This window comes from Laspinema olomoucense D3b (assembly GCF_025370785.1).
GTDB lineage: Bacteria > Cyanobacteriota > Cyanobacteriia > Cyanobacteriales > Laspinemataceae > Laspinema > Laspinema olomoucense.
This window is the reverse complement of the sequence record NZ_JAMXFA010000075.1, coordinates 1-14227: the sequence shown is the minus strand read 5'-3', so window position 1 is coordinate 14227 and position 14227 is coordinate 1. Positions and strand designations below refer to the sequence as shown.

At 47.8% G+C, this 14227-nt stretch carries 9 protein-coding genes; 7 read left to right on the top strand and 2 right to left on the bottom strand.

The window, feature by feature from the left end; all coding sequences use genetic code 11:
* Positions 1-275 precede the first annotated feature (275 nt).
* Positions 276-1280, top strand: coding sequence for a phenylalanine--tRNA ligase subunit alpha (gene pheS / locus NG792_RS28320; protein WP_261237727.1), 1005 nt, complete (start codon positions 276-278; stop codon positions 1278-1280).
* Between the two features lie 146 nt (positions 1281-1426).
* Here pheS and NG792_RS28315 read toward each other — a convergent pair whose 3' ends face one another.
* Entirely contained in the window at positions 1427-2383 is a 957-nt protein-coding gene (locus NG792_RS28315; protein WP_261237726.1) for a hypothetical protein, read from the bottom strand.
* A gap of 135 nt (positions 2384-2518) precedes the next feature.
* Here NG792_RS28315 and NG792_RS28310 point away from each other — a divergent pair, with 135 nt between their 5' ends.
* Positions 2519-3808, top strand: a complete 1290-nt coding sequence (locus tag NG792_RS28310) for a hypothetical protein (RefSeq protein WP_261237725.1) — start codon at positions 2519-2521, stop codon at positions 3806-3808.
* A gap of 640 nt (positions 3809-4448) precedes the next feature.
* Positions 4449-6569, top strand: coding sequence for a catalase (locus NG792_RS28305; protein ID WP_261237724.1), 2121 nt, complete (start codon positions 4449-4451; stop codon positions 6567-6569).
* A 114-nt stretch (positions 6570-6683) separates the two neighbouring features.
* On the opposite strand, the gene NG792_RS28300 is transcribed toward NG792_RS28305, so the two are convergent.
* Entirely contained in the window at positions 6684-10952 is a 4269-nt protein-coding gene (locus NG792_RS28300) for an EAL domain-containing protein (protein WP_261237723.1), read from the bottom strand.
* A 235-nt stretch (positions 10953-11187) separates the two neighbouring features.
* Here NG792_RS28300 and NG792_RS28295 point away from each other — a divergent pair, with 235 nt between their 5' ends.
* From NG792_RS28295 to NG792_RS28280, 4 genes are all read left to right on the top strand, one after another.
* Entirely contained in the window at positions 11188-11415 is a 228-nt protein-coding gene (locus NG792_RS28295; RefSeq protein ID WP_261237722.1) for a hypothetical protein, read from the top strand.
* A gap of 750 nt (positions 11416-12165) precedes the next feature.
* A complete protein-coding gene (locus tag NG792_RS28290; RefSeq protein WP_261197487.1) occupies positions 12166-12747 on the top strand; it encodes an Npun_F5749 family FMN-dependent PPOX-type flavoprotein in 582 nt (193 codons plus the stop codon).
* A 159-nt stretch (positions 12748-12906) separates the two neighbouring features.
* The gene (gene moaA, locus NG792_RS28285; RefSeq protein WP_261197488.1) at positions 12907-13983 is read left to right on the top strand and encodes a GTP 3',8-cyclase MoaA; all 1077 of its coding nucleotides are present in this window, start codon (positions 12907-12909) and stop codon (positions 13981-13983) included.
* 11 nt (positions 13984-13994) lie between these two features.
* On the top strand, positions 13995-14227 hold a 233-nt coding region (locus tag NG792_RS28280), incomplete at its 3' end, for a hypothetical protein (RefSeq protein ID WP_261237721.1).

Here is a 14227-nt window from a genome sequence, read left to right as displayed (position 1 = left end):
GAGGTTAATTATCCCGCTAACCAATACAGGCATTAGGTTTACGAGATTGTTAAGAAATATGTGAGTAACGCATAGCCCTCCTGTAGGAGGGGAATTTTTGGGCTTATTCCCCTCCTGTGGAGGGGTGTCCCGAAGGGACGGGGTGGTCTCTATTTTCTAGTTTCAACTTATAAGTGGGAACCTCCTCCGGTACTGCTGCTCTCGGCTGATTCGCGGTGACCCTTTGCGCTAAACTCAATGATGGCGGGAACTAATGGATTAACACTCGTTGCAGCATGACTACTCAGCTTAGTGATTTAGAGAACCAACTAGAAAACCTGCGTCAGGACGCAGTGGGGGCAGTCGCCTCGGTGAATACCCTTGATGAACTCGAACAACTGCGAGTGAACTATCTGGGCAAAAAAGGGCAGCTTTCTCAAATCTTGCGAGGAATGGGAAAACTAGATGCCGCAGACCGACCCCGAATTGGTTCTCTGGCCAATGAGGTCAAGGAAGCGCTGCAAGGCCAACTGGAAGGGCGGAATCAGGATTTACTCCAGGCCCAAATTCAACAGCAACTCGCGGCAGAAACTCTGGACGTGACGATGCCGGGAGTCTATCGTCCCCAGGGTCGGATTCACCCTTTGAATGCGGTGATTGACCGGGCGATCGATATTTTTGTGGGGATGGGGTACACTGTCGCCACGGGACCGGAAATGGAGACGGACTATTATAATTTCGAGGCGTTGAATACCCCTCAAGACCATCCGGCGCGGGATATGCAGGATACTTTCTATCTCCCCGATGGTAACCTGCTGCGGACTCATACCTCTCCGGTGCAGATTCGCTACATGGAAAACCATGAGCCTCCGGTGCGGATTGTGGCCCCAGGGCGGGTGTATCGGCGGGATACGGTGGATGCCACTCATGCGGCAGTGTTCCATCAGATTGAAATTTTGGCTATAGATAAGGGGATTACCTTCACGGATCTCAAAGGGACGTTGAAAGAGTTTGTCCGCCAAATGTTTGGGGAAGATTTACCCTTGCGCTTCCGTCCGAGTTATTTCCCGTTCACGGAACCTTCTGCTGAGGTGGATGTGCAGTGGAAAGGGAAATGGTTGGAAGTGTTAGGATGTGGCACCGTTGACCCGAATGTGTTAAAAGCAGTGGGTTATGATCCGGAGGTTTATACAGGATTTGCCGCTGGATTTGGGGTGGAACGGTTTGCGATGGTGTTGTATCAAATTGATGATATTCGCCGAGTTTATAGCAGTGATTTACGCTTTTTGCGGCAATTGTAGGGCGTTTAAATCATTGGGATAGGAAGTGCGGAGTGGGAGCGAGACGCTCTATTTTACAGTAGGGAGCGAGAACTGGAAAAGGGAGCGAGACGCTCCCACTCCCACAAGAATTTCTAAACCCTATATCGCATTTACCGGGCAATATTCTAAGCCAGAATTGCTTCTATACCCTGCCGCACCTGCTGGATCTGCTGGTGTTGTTGTTCGATCCATGCCTTTTCCGCCTCCCGTTGTTCCGGGGTTTCCTGCTGGTATCGTTCCTGCTTTTCTAGCAATTCGTTATAGAAGGTCATGCGTTCTTCGATCGCCTCCAGGGCGATTTGGATGCGATCACTAAACAGGGCTTTAATTATGTTCTTCATAATGGGGAAAAACTTTTCGCAGAATTTTTCTAAACTGTCCAAATTGACGCCAAACATACTTTGATTGCCGAAATTATTTAACTCTTCATTATAAATCTCGCTAAAATCTCGAATACCATTCGGTAAATCTTTCGTAGGATTGCTGAACTTCTGTTCAACCTTGTTCTCCATTGAGTTAATCCGCTCTTGCCAGTTTTCTTTAGTGCGTTGGTCTAGGCGAGTGATGCAGTCATTGAAGGTATCAGCCGTGATGGCTTTCAAATCCTGAGAAATCAAATTTAACCCCAATTGGGTAATTTCGATAAAATTGGCGTTTAAGGCTTCTAGCTCCGAACGTAACTCCTTAAGCAACCCATCTTTTTCAAAAACAGTAATTCCTTTTTTGAATTCCTTCTTTTTGTCATCAAAAAACCATTTGTTACGGAGTTGAGTTGCTTTTTTACTCCACAAGTCGTTAATTTTTGTAACGGCTTCAAGTTGGAGTTGTTCCCCTAACTGACGAATTCTGAAATGGCATCCACTCAGTTCGCCCACTTGTTCCCAGATTTCAGGTCTAGGTGCTTGACTAATCCAGGGTTTGCTCAACCAAACATCATGAGCACCCTCCAAATCGGTGACACAAACTTGGGTCAAGTGTTGAAGGCGTGCTGCCGACTCCCGAAGCTCTTTAAAACAGGGTTGCAGTGATTCAGCGAGATGTTTTGCTGAGTCCTTAATCTCTACTGAACTAGATCGATCCATCCTAACCTGCTGGACAGACTGGCTAATAGCCTGAAAGGTCGCCATGTATTCATTCATATCAGAGCTTGTCCTTATTACTCATAAGGATTATAATAAAACAATGATCACTAAATTTACCCCAATTTGGTAAAAATTATGATATTCGTCTTTTCCGAAGTTATTCAAGCTGGCATTGACTCGGGTCTCTATGAAGTCGTCAAGGATAAAGCAGGGGTTGCACTTGGTATTGCACGAGACAAAATTACGGGTCAATTTGTCGGTCATGCTATTGCGGCGGTAGCGGAGCCATTTTTAGTACCTGTAGAGATCGGATTAGAGATCGCACAAATTGCAGTAGAACTCGGAGTAGGTGCTGCACAAATGATTCAAACCCATTGCGGTTTTCAAAAAACCTACAAGATGCTTAACCAGGTGCTAACCACTGTAGCAGTGCTGCAAGGAAGTACGGCATTGATTGGAGTTGGTATAGGAGCAGTGGCAGTATTGTCAGCGATCAACCTCCAGCAAACCTTGAAGTGGAGGGAAGATGTTAAGCAACTCCGGTTAGAAGTCAAAGATGGTTTCATTGACCTCAAGCAAGCATTGCATGGTCAAGGGGAAGAAATCATGTATCGCATTGACCGAATGTCTGAAGATATTGAATTCAAACATCATCGGACGATTTTAGCCGAGTCTTATGGGAAATTTAGAGAAGCAGTTAAGTGCTTAAATCATGCCTTGAAATTGACGAGTGTGGATCAGAGAAATGATGATTTTAATATGGCAAAAGGAATGCTCTTTAATGCTCTAGCCAATTATAACAATCCAGATTTATACCACCAGACTTCGGCGGCTGGACAACTGCGCCGGATGGAATGCAGTTGGTTAATTGACCAAACCATTACTACAATCTACCAACTCCAAGGGGCGCATGAAGTGGTGAGTGCTCGCCTATTTGATTTACGCAAAAAAATCCGAGACAGTTCTCTCCAAATTATCGATCGCTGCGAATGTGACAACGAACTGGATTTTCTGTTTCCGGAAGTCACGCGGATTCATACTCAGGATTTACCCTTATTAGAATCTTGGCAAAATCAAGTAGATTGGATTAAAGACCGATCGCCCTCGGAACTCCAAGAGTTAGCCCGCTTAGAATTACCGGCTGAGGAGAGTTCAGCCGCGTCAGAAAATACCAATCCGGCTGAACCGCCTGTGGAATTGTCCCTCTATAAAACATTAAAGCAAAAATCTCATTATGATTCTCTGCGGGATCAACTTCGCTTTATTGTGAAACCGGAATTGCGCCAACATCATGAATCTTATGTGTTTCAGCGCGCCAATGCTACGGGATATAATGCTTTAGCACCCTCAAATTGGCAGGAAGTACCCGATTTGACGGTGGCGAATCTTTATCACTATTTTAAACAACAAGAGCAGTACGCATAATCGGCAATGCTCTAAAAAGTAACGGGCGATCGCAATTTTGGGGTGCAAGTTAAGTGGCGATCGCTTTTTGAATCGGTTCCAAAGAGACTCAGGCCAGATTAGGTTATTCCTTTAGATAGATGCCAGCTTGTTTATTTCCCTCTTATGGTAGATATCGTCCCAAAGAATGACAAATTGGCCTTAATCTAGCCGGAGAAGTCACGGATGTAGCCATCTCCTTTTCTGACTATTTTCGGTTAATAGAGAACGGGCGATCGCCTTACCAGGTGCTACCCGCTAAGAGCAGTACCCTGGGGATTTCTCTGAAATCAATCTGCCATTTATCGGGGAAAAACCTGAAAAAATTAAAATTTATTGACAATAGCTCCGAGCCTGCGTTACCCTTTAGAAAAACAAAATTAAGGTAAAAATAATTTCTCATCATCAGTAAAAAGACTCACACTTTTACACCGGAAAATATTCAGATTAGCGCAGTTGTGCTGAGTTGATAAGGAGCTGATTTTTTTGTTTTTAGGCTTTGCGGAAACCCTGTTTTATCAGAACGCTTTAATAAAGGGTAACTCTTTGCTTAGGAAACATATCAGCGTTTCACTCACTCTTAATCCCTTTCAATAAATCCCATTACAATTCAAAAGCAACCATGAATCCAGACAATAATTCTGAACAAAAGAAAAACGAAAGTTTAGAAATGTTTCGCCGGGAGACGGGCGAAAACTTAACCACAAACCAGGGAGTTATAATTGATGACACTAATAATTCCTTAAAAGCTGGTGAGCGAGGTCCGACGTTAATGGAAGACTTCCATTTCCGCGAAAAAATGACCCACTTTGACCATGAACGGATTCCTGAACGGGTGGTTCATGCCCGGGGTTCAGCGGCGCATGGTTATTTTCAAGTGTATGAATCAATGGCGGAATACACCAAGGCCAAATTCCTCCAAGACCCGGCGGTTAAAACTCCGGTATTTGTCCGCTTCTCCACGGTGGTTGGGTTCCGAGGTTCAGCGGATACGGTGCGGGATGTGCGAGGATTTGCCACTAAGTTTTATACAGAAGAAGGGAATTACGACTTAGTAGGCAATAATATGCCGGTCTTTTTCATTCAGGATGGGATTAAATTCCCGGATTTGGTCCATTCGGTTAAACCTGAACCGCACAATGAGATGCCCCAGGCTTCTGCGGCCCATGATAATTTCTGGGACTTTATCTCTCTGATGCCGGAATCGATGCACATGATTATGTGGGTACTGTCCGATCGCGCTTTACCCCGCAGTTACCGCATGATGGAAGGGTTCGGTGTTCATACTTTCCGCTGGATTAATGAGCAAGGTAAGGCGCACTTGGTGAAGTTGCACTGGCGACCCCCTCTTGGGATGCACTCCTTAGTCTGGGATGAAACCCAAAAGCTGGCAGGGAAAGACCCTGATTTTAATCGGCGCGATCTCTGGGATGCGATCGAGATGGGCAATTATCCCGAATTTGAACTCGGAGTTCAACTCGTTGCTGAGGAAGATGCGGATAAGTTTGACTTTGACTTGTTAGACCCGACTAAGCTAATTCCCGAGGAATTAGTGCCGGTGAAAATCATTGGTAAAATGACCCTCAATCGGAATCCTGATAACTTTTTTGCGGAAACTGAACAAGTAGCATTCCATCCGGGTCATGTGGTCCCGGGAATTGATTTTAGCAATGATCCGTTGTTACAAGGTCGCTTGTTTTCTTATACCGATACCCAGTTAATCCGCTTGGGTGGACCGAACTTTGCTGAACTTCCCATTAACCGTCCAGTTGCCCCAACCCATAACAATCAGCGCGATGGGTATTCCCGACAAACCATTGATAAGGGTCAGGTGAATTATTTCCCCAACTCTCGGGCGGGGGGCTGTCCGATGGCGAATCCGGAAAATATGCGAGCTTATACTCACTATGCAGAAAAGGTGGAAGGGCTGAAGATCCGCAAACGCAGTGATAGTTTTAAGGATCATTTCAGTCAAGCGACGTTATTCTGGAATAGCTTATCTGAGGTGGAACAAGCTCACTTAGTTTCTGCCAGTCACTTTGAGTTAGGGAAGGTGGAAGACAAGCAGATTCAGGAACGGATGGTGGATTTGTTTAACCATGTGGATCATGAATTAGCCAAGCGTGTTGCCAAGGGGATTGGACTCTCACCTCCCACTGAACCCGCCCTGGAAAATCACGGTCATCGTTCTCCCTCTCTGAGTATGGAGAATACGGTTAAAAATACGGTGAAGAGTCGGCAGGTGGCGATTTTAGCCGCAGATGGGTTTGATGGAACTCAGTTAATGCAAATGAAGCAGGCATTGCAGGATGCCGGGGCAAGTGCCAAGATTGTCTCAAAGTTTGGTGGGATGATTACCAGTGCATCCGGTGAACAAGTGAAGGTGGATAAGATGTTTATCGCCACGGGTTCGATTATGTATGATGCGATTTATGTTCCCGGGGGACGAGAAAGCATCGAGACGTTGAAGCAAGAGGGAGATGCGATTCATTTTATTAATGAGGCGTTCCGGCATTGTAAGGCGATCGCCGCCACTGGTGAAGGGGTGGAATTACTCAAGGCATCGAGTATCCAAGGGGTGAGTTTATTAGAGTCTGACTCCAATGGACAGGTGCAATCGGAGAAAGGGGTAGTGACTCTAACCGGAGGGTCTGATATACACTCGGCAGCAGAAGCTTTTATCCAGGCGATCGCCCAACATCGTCACTGGGTCAGAGAACAGAAAGAAAGAGTACCGGCCTAAATCCGGATATCCTGATCAGGATACTCTAAAGCGTAGGGGCAGTCCATCAATTGCCCCTACCGGGGGACTGTGAGAGAATTCCCCATGTAGGCTCAGATCGCCCCCATTGCTCCCTTATAACAGTCCTTGGGATTGTTCCAGGAGTCGCGTCGCATCGGACGCACCCAGGGGAGGACTAAACAAATATCCCTGCATTTCATAGCAGTTGAGATTGAGCAAACAATCCCGCTGGACGGCAGTTTCCACCCCTTCCGCCACCACATTCATATTCAGCTTTTGTCCCAGGGTAATAATCGCCGAAACGATCGCCGCTTCTTTGGCATTCAGTGCGATATCCCAAACAAAAGACTTGTCAATTTTCAGAGTTTGGAAGCAAAATTTTTTCAGATAATTCAGCGAAGCATAGCCAATTCCAAAATCATCGATCGCCGTAGCAATTCCCATTGTGCGAAACTGACGCAAAATGCTATCGGTTAAGTTCGGGTCATGCATAGCCGTGGTTTCGCTGATTTCTAACCCCAACCAATGGGGGTCTAGGTTCGCCTCCCCCAGCATTTGGGAGACGATTTCCCCTAAATCGGGATGGTGGAATTGACGAGTGGAGAGATTCACCATCATCCGAATCGGAGGTAATCCGCTATCCTGCCATGCTTTATTTTGAGCGATCGCCTGCTGCAACACCCACCAGCCCAATTTGATAATCTCACAGTTGTCTTCAGCGATCGGAATAAACGTATGGGGAGGAACTAATCCCAAGTGAGGGTGTTGCCATCTCACTAACGCTTCCATCCCCACGACTGCGCCAGTTTTGAAATTCACCTGGGGTTGGAATTCCAAAAAAAACTCTTCTCGTTTTAAAGCCTCATGGAGTGAATTGTCCAAAACCAGTAACTCCGAAGCTTCAGAAGTCATGGCGGGAGAGTAAATCTGGTAATTATTCCGGCCCTGTTCTTTGACCCGATAAAGGGCTGTATCCGCATTTTTAATTAAAGTTTCCGGGTCGCCTCCATCCTGGGGATAAACGGCCAGACCAATACTGCCTGTAATATAAAGTTGATTGCCTTCAATCTCAAAAGCCGGACGCAGACATTCCAGCAGCCTTTGAGCAATCTGCGAAGCATCTTCTGTACTGGTAATTCCTTCTAACAACAGGATAAATTCATCGCCACCCCAGCGCACAATGATATCACTATCGCGTAGACAACTGCGCAAGCGTAAGGCAGCAGTTTGGAGGAGTTCATCGCCCACGGCATGACCGAGGGTATCGTTAATGATTTTAAAGCGATCGAGGTCCAGGAACATTACCGCTAGTTGCTCTTTCTCCTGTTTCGCACTTTCGATCGCCATCGGCAGGCGTTCATCCAAGAGTTGCCGGTTGGGTAAGCCCGTGAGACGGTCATGATAGGCTTGATGGCGAATCATTTCCTCTTGGTGATGACGCTGCAAAGCACCGCCTATACTAGCGGCGATCGCACTTAAAATCGAAACCTCGCTTTTGGACCAAGGTCGATCAACCTGAATATCATCAAATCCGATGTATCCCCAAAATTGATGATTCACCAGAATCGGAACCATCAAACTCGATCGCGTTCCCTCTTGAGCAAACAGTTTTTGCTCGGTTGGATTCAAATTCGGGGCCAGCAAACTCACAGTTTCACCGGCTAACAATGTATTCAGCAGGCTGGAGCGCAACTGGACAACGGAACAAGCCCCTTTTTTTAAACCCACCTGGGGAGTTCGGGTCCACTCAAACCGAATCCACATTTGACAATGTTCCCGCGAGGTACATTCGGCACAAGAGGAAAGGGTCGCGTGAGATTCCGAGGGATTGCTGAAGTTGTAGGCTGTGGTGGGATTGGACAACTCACAGATATAGACGCGATCGACCCCTGCCGCTTCTCCTAGGGTGGCAAGGGCATCTAGTGCGGCTTGGGCAGTGTTGCTATTAGTCAGCAGGTGATTCATCGCCTGGGCGACCCCCAGCAATAAGTTATCCCGCTGGTGCAGTTCCGCCTCAGCTTGTTTGCGCTGGGTGATATCAACCACGGTGCCTTCATAGCCGATAATTTCACCATTGCTATCGCGAATTGTCCTCGCACATTCAGAAATCCAGATGATGCGGCGATCGCGTCGATAAACCTGGGACTCAAAGCCCCAGACGGTCTCTTGTTCTTGTAACAAGCGGCGAAACTCGGACCGGCGCATCGGGTCTACATAGAGTTGATGCTCGATATCCGTCAAGACTTCGATTAATTCTTCGGGCGAATCATATCCATAGATAGTAGCCAACATGGGATTAGCGGTGAGATATTGACCACTGGGAGTAGTTTGAAAAATCCCCTCCACCGCATTTTCAAAAATGCTGCGATATTTGCGTTCCGCCTGCCGCAGGGCTTCTTCAGTTTGCTTGCGTTGATAGTAACTGGAGAGCATTTGGGCAATCACCCGCAGGAGTTGAGCATGGCTGGGGGACCAATTGGGTTGAATTTGGCGATCGTCAAATCCTAGAAATCCGACTAATCGTTCTTCCTGGGAAAAAAGCGGGACGATCAGCAGGGATTTGATATTTTGAGAGAGGAAGAAGGCTTTTTCCGCATGGGCGGCTTTCGGTAGCCACTCGATATTGCCGATCTCTAAGATTTCCAGGACCGTGAGTTGGTCCATCAGCCAGGGAAAATCAGCAGATTGGAGGTTTTGGCGGTTCTGGATTTGGGAGATTGCCGCAGTGGAACACCATTCGTAGGTGTTGCTAAATTGACCTGTGCGATCGTCGAACTCGAAAATATAGGCCCGTTCTACCCCAGCAGCAATGCCGACGCGGGCGAGGATTTTATGGAAGTTGGGTTCGCGGGTGGAGACGAACAAGCGGGAAATCTGAGATAATGCCGCTTCGATCGCCAGTCGCTGATGGAGTTGTTCTTCCGCTTCTTTGCGTTGGGTGATATCCCGCGAATTAACGACAATGCCTTGGATGCTGGGATCATCGAGGCGGTTATTAGTTACGGATTCTAAATAAACCCAAGTTCCATCGGCATGGCGAAACCGATACTCAATGGGTTTTAAGGAGAAGTCCGGGCGATTGTTGAGGGCGACGGGGGAAAAATCTGCCATGATTTTGGAGGGGTGGGGGTTGTTAAATTTGCAGGAGTGCAGCGATCGCGTTGCTGTGGTTGCTTTGGGTCTAGGCATAAGCACCTCGCGAACCATTGCCACATCTTCGGGATGGACGTAATCCAGGAGGCAGTCACCCAGTAAGCTATCGGGTTGATATCCTAAAATGCGATCGAGGGAGGGAGATCCATATAAAATCTTGCCCTCTGCGGACAAAATGGCGATGGTGTCTGAGGAGTTCTGCACCAAAGCCGCAAACCGTTCTTCTGCCCGTTTGCGATCGGTAATATCTTTCACCGTGCCTTCATAGGCAATGATTTTGCCATTGGCATCCCGGATCGTCCGCGCATTTTCAGAAATCCATATAATGCTGCCATCTTTGCGATAGCACTGTGATTGGAAGTCCCATACCGCATCTTTTTCGTGTAACAAGTGATGGAGTTCAGTCCGTCGCGCGGGGTCCACATAAAGCTGATATTGGATATCCCGAATCGAGTTCATCACTTCCGTGGGAGAGTCATAGCCATAAATATGGGCCAGGGTCGAGTTGACGAGGAGGTATTCCCCAGATGGGTTACTTTGAAACATTCCTTCCAGGGAACGCTCAAAAATATTCCGATATTTTTGTTCCGCTTTTCGTAAGGCTTCTTCGGAGCGTTTTTGGAACAGTGCCGATCCCAGTCCCCTGAGAATTTCCGAGATTAATTCAACGATCCCCCGATCTTCGGGATGGGACTCCACCATGAAGAAGACAAAGACCGAGAGAATTTCCCCATTGGCAAGAATCGGTACAGCCAGGGCCGCTTTGATGCCCAGTTTACGGGCGAGTTTCGCCCGATGAAAAATTGCTTGGGGCAGTTCCGATACATCTTTGGCCCATTCTGGCTGTTGTTGAACCCAGACCCGTCCCGGTAGACCGATTCCCGGTAAAAACGTGAGGTTTTCGCTTTGTTGGCGGAATTTTTTAATCTCTGGCAAGGGTCGTCCCAGGGCGTTGATTTTTCCGGCGTACCATGCGGGGCTACATTCCAGGTATCCGCCTTCGCAATTGAAGGACCACGCTTCTCCATAATCCCATCCTGCGATTTCGCAGACTCGTCGCAGGGCCAAGCTTAATGCCGTGTCAAAATCCTCAGCTTGTGCAATGCCGAGGGTCAGTTGTTGTAAAACAGAGGCGCGGCTTGGGTTGATGAGTTCTTTGGTGGATTCCCGTTTGCTGATGTCTTGGCACAAGCCAAGAATCCCGCAAATGCTGCCTTCTAGGTTTTGCATGGGTCGTCGTCTCACGCTATTGGTTTGGGATAGAGAAATCGGGAGGCAGGAGCGGGGTAGAGTCGGTGTAGATTGCACAATTAAGCGGTTTTTCCTGCCTTTGGCTTCTGGGGAGAAGCCGGTCCTTAAAACTCTGGACTCACTAGATCTCGTTGGGCTCGGTTGCCGGTGAACCGGGTTGCAGACACTCAGGGTCCGTTCAGATTGCCTCTTTTCTGAGGAGAATCTTGGTGGAGTGGGCATTCAGACAGTCCCCTTAATGCCCTTCTTCCCTTCGGCAGTGCAGCACTTGTGGGGTCTGAACCGTTGGCAACAATCCAGCAAAACTTCCATTGAACTGATTTGGCTCTCTCAAGGGCTAAATGGCAAGCGCCATCATCCAGGCGGGGGAATGGGACCCCTGGAGGGCAGCGTTCTAACCTTGCCCAGCTTGAATCGGTTAGGTTTCCGATTGCAGTATTGACATTATTGGGTTGAACCACGGCACCGACTGCATCTGAATGAGACATCTGAAGGGCCAATGCTAACTGACAGAGAAAGTTTTTAACTTCTCTAAAAGAATCTATCCTATATCTCGGTGTAATTTCGGCAACAAATTACACAAAAAAACAAGTCTTTTTAACTTAATCTAAAGAATTAGACCTTTACCGCAAAAGTGGATTTTTGGCAATATTTAATCTTTAAAAAACGTAAACTTTTGTCAAGAAATTGTTGGATAAACTCATAGGGGAAAGAGTAGGGAATGGAAAAGTTATACCAACAATTCTGGGGAATGATTGGATAGGGTTGAAACTCGGGAGCCTGAGTGCTCTGCGATCGGCTGGGAACGAGCTATAATCTTTACAAATTCTTTGCAATCCATTTAATCTAAATCAAGGCAGTGAAATCCGGTGATAAATGTCAGGAAGCAAAAGCTTTTCACCCCCTAGGCAGCCACGGAAAACCTCTCCCCTCCATGCTGCCCAAATTTTGCCTTAATAAAGTGAATGCTTCCCTTAGTTCCCGCCTCCACTCACCTTTCATGCCGGGGGGAAACCACCAGGAAGCGGGAGACTTGTTGTTATTTGTAGTGTAAGAGAATCCCAGTCCCTGGGCTGATTTCTACAGATTTAATTCATAATCGGGGATGCTCATCTCGGGCAGTAGGGGCGATCGCCTTTACCGTCGAGATAGAATAAAACGAAAACCCACCTGAGCGCCCTATCCTTGAATCATGTCTCTTGCACCGTGGCGATCGCCCCTTAACCATGCCCTTCAGCGCAACCGTAGCCGACTTGAATCTCGCTACTTCCAACTCGCCACCATCCGCCCAAACGGAACTCCCGCTAATCGCACCGTCGTCTTTCGCGGCTTTTTAGAGGAAACTAACCAACTCAAAATCGTCACCGATGCCCGCAGCCAAAAAGCCCAGCAAATCCCCACCCATCCTCATGGCGAAGTCTGCTGGTACTTCCCCATCACCCGGGAACAGTTCCGCCTCCAGGGTAACTTGACCTTAGTAGACCCTCATACCCCTGACCCCAGCTTACAACAAGCCCGATGCCAGGAATGGCAGCAACTCTCCGACAGTACCCGACGCCAATTTTCTTGGCCCGATCCCGCTGCACCCTGTGACGAATCCGAGGATTTCTCTCCCCCGGCCCTGGATACCAGTCAACCCCTGGCCCAGTTTTGTTTGCTCTTACTCGATCCCGTCACTGTGGATTGGTTAGAATTGCGAGGAGAACCTCAAAACCGGTGGTTATATCAATTCAATGGCGATCGCACCTGGTCTCAGCAAGCCATTAATCCCTAAACATCAGGGTCAATCTGCTTCAAATTCTGCTGTTATTCACCTGTGTTCACCGCCACTTATAAAAATTTTTGAGAGCAACTCATCAAAATTGTGATAGAGAAAACTCTAGATATGAACAAGCGTCTGAAAGGGTTTTCGTTAGAATAAGCAAGATATCCGATGAAAGCATCTAGGGGTCAAATGGGCAATCTTGTGGAAAACAACCCGTTAAAAAATATCACTCGGACCAGTGAAGTCCCGCCACCGCGAAATCGAGTGGATTATCTGAGGATTAGTTTAATTGACCGCTGCAACTTTCGCTGCCAATACTGTATGCCAGAAGGGGCAGAACTGGACTATATCCGGCAACAGGATTTACTCACTCGGGAAGAACTGTTAACGTTACTCAAAGAAGTCTTTATCCCCGTCGGATTTACGCGGTTTCGGTTAACGGGAGGGGAACCCCTAATCCGTCTCGATGTAGTGGAAATTGTCCAGGCGATCGCCAATTTGCCTCAAACTCAAGATTTAGCCCTGACTACCAATGGCTTTTTCCTGGCCCAAAAAGCCCAAACCCTCTATGATGCAGGACTGCGCCGGATTAATATTAGCCTCGACTCTCTGGAAGCACAAACTTTTGATTTCCTAGCCGGAACTCGCGGAACCAGTCGCTGGCAACAAGTTTGGGATGGAATTCAAGAAGCCTATCGCGTCGGATTTAACCCTTTAAAATTAAATGTCGTGGTGATTCCCGGTGTCAACGATCGCGAAGTTTTAGATTTAGCTGAATTAACCATTGCCCGAAATTGGCACGTTCGCTTTATCGAATTCATGCCGATCGGGAATGGGGAATTATTTGGGGACTGCGGTTGGATTCCCTCAGAAGAACTGCGCCAACGAATTCGCGATCGCTGGGGATTAACAGAAGGACAAGTCACCGGAAATGGTCCGGCGGATGTGTTTCAGATTCCTAATGCCAAAGGCACTATCGGATTTATTTCGCAGATGTCCGAATGTTTCTGCGATCGGTGTAACCGAATGCGCTTAAGTGCCGAAGGCTGGTTACGGCCCTGTCTCCTCAACGAAACCGGCCAAATCAACCTCAAAACCGCCCTCCGCAACGGTATTCCCCTCCCTGAAATCCGACAGCAAGTCGCCCATTTACTCGAACTTAAACCCGAAATTAACTACAAACAGCGAGACTCCGGCACCGAAACCGGCAGCTATAGCCGTACTATGTCGCAAATTGGAGGATGAGGTTGGGAGAGATGGGGGAGATGGGGGAGATAGGGGAGATGGGGGAGATGGGGGAGATGGGGGAGATGGGGAAGATGGGGGAGATAGGGGAGATAGGGGAGATAGGGGAGATGGGGGAGATAGGGGAGGATGGGGAGATGGGGGAGATAGGGGAGATAGGGGAGATTGACAGCAAGTTGTTATCCCCTGTTCAACGTCCCGACTTGCTGTCGTTTCCTCCCCCACCTCCCCCTCCGCCCCCACC

Excerpts from the sequence above, each read along its gene's own strand:
- NG792_RS28315 (WP_261237726.1), bottom strand. The coding sequence starts at position 2,383 with ATGGATCGATCTAGTTCAGTAGAGATTAAGGACTCAGCAAAACATCTC.
- moaA (WP_261197488.1), top strand. The coding sequence starts at position 12,907 with ATGAAAGCATCTAGGGGTCAAATGGGCAATCTTGTGGAAAACAACCCG.
- NG792_RS28310 (WP_261237725.1), top strand. The coding sequence starts at position 2,519 with ATGATATTCGTCTTTTCCGAAGTTATTCAAGCTGGCATTGACTCGGGT.
- NG792_RS28305 (WP_261237724.1), top strand. The coding sequence starts at position 4,449 with ATGAATCCAGACAATAATTCTGAACAAAAGAAAAACGAAAGTTTAGAA.
- NG792_RS28300 (WP_261237723.1), bottom strand. The coding sequence starts at position 10,952 with ATGCAAAACCTAGAAGGCAGCATTTGCGGGATTCTTGGCTTGTGCCAA.
- NG792_RS28290 (WP_261197487.1), top strand. The coding sequence starts at position 12,166 with ATGTCTCTTGCACCGTGGCGATCGCCCCTTAACCATGCCCTTCAGCGC.
- pheS (WP_261237727.1), top strand. The coding sequence starts at position 276 with ATGACTACTCAGCTTAGTGATTTAGAGAACCAACTAGAAAACCTGCGT.